Annotated in this window: 1 pseudogene; it reads right to left on the bottom strand. The window is 42.4% G+C overall.

The features are described 5' to 3' along the window. Nucleotides 1-793, bottom strand: a pseudogene (locus C200_RS15940) (hypothetical protein); the annotation flags it as partial.

The raw sequence follows: 793 nt of genomic DNA, 5'->3' as shown, positions 1-793 counted from the left end.
TATCTGGAGTTTTACAACTTAGCAAATACCCGTGTTGTTGTAGTACTTGTTGTCCATATCGCCCGTAATGGCGAATCCCCCTCATCGAAGCACTGGTATTCCCAGGAAAAATTTCTTGTTTTAGTTCTCTATTTTCAGGACGCTTTAACAGCTGTAGCAGTAGATGGCCTGTTGTTGTGGTATGCGTTGGATGAAATAGGCCACCTTTTTGTTGAACGGATGCAGCAAAACATAATTGTTGTAATGTTTGGCATTTATCGATAATGTGCTGTTTTGATGCAGACGTGCCTGAGGCTTTAAGTGCTTGTTTAATTGCCAAGAGCTGTTGTTGTGTAAGAGCAATTTTTTCTGCAGCTAGAGTTGCTTGTGCACCGGCTGAGCTTTCTTGTGGTGGCTCTTGTAAGCTTTGCTCTGATTTTGATTCTGGTTCTGAAGTTGATGGCATTGTTTGAGTTGATGCTACAGCCTGGGCCGACTCTAAAGCGGCTTGAGCTAAACTTAAAGTAGCTTGGGATGACTGTAGTACTTTTTGAGTAGATTCTAAGGTTAGCGCTGATTCTGGTACAGTTTCGGTGAACCATAGAGCTTCTCTACGAAATAATTCTACAGCTTCTTTGGATAAGTCCACAGCTGCTTGAGATGCCGTTAAGGCAGTTTTAGGTGCTGCTAGATTTATTTGCGATGGTGATTGAGACGTCTCGATAGTGGTTTGAGATAATTGTAGCGCCTTTTTAGATCGCTCTAAAGCGACCTTTGCGGCTTCTATAGTATCTTGAGTTATAGCACTCAACGA

The sequence above is a fragment of the Piscirickettsia salmonis LF-89 = ATCC VR-1361 genome, assembly GCF_000297215.2.
In the GTDB taxonomy this organism is placed as follows: domain Bacteria; phylum Pseudomonadota; class Gammaproteobacteria; order Piscirickettsiales; family Piscirickettsiaceae; genus Piscirickettsia; species Piscirickettsia salmonis.
Note: the sequence above shows the minus strand (reverse complement) of the source record. Positions and strands in the feature narration are given on the sequence as shown.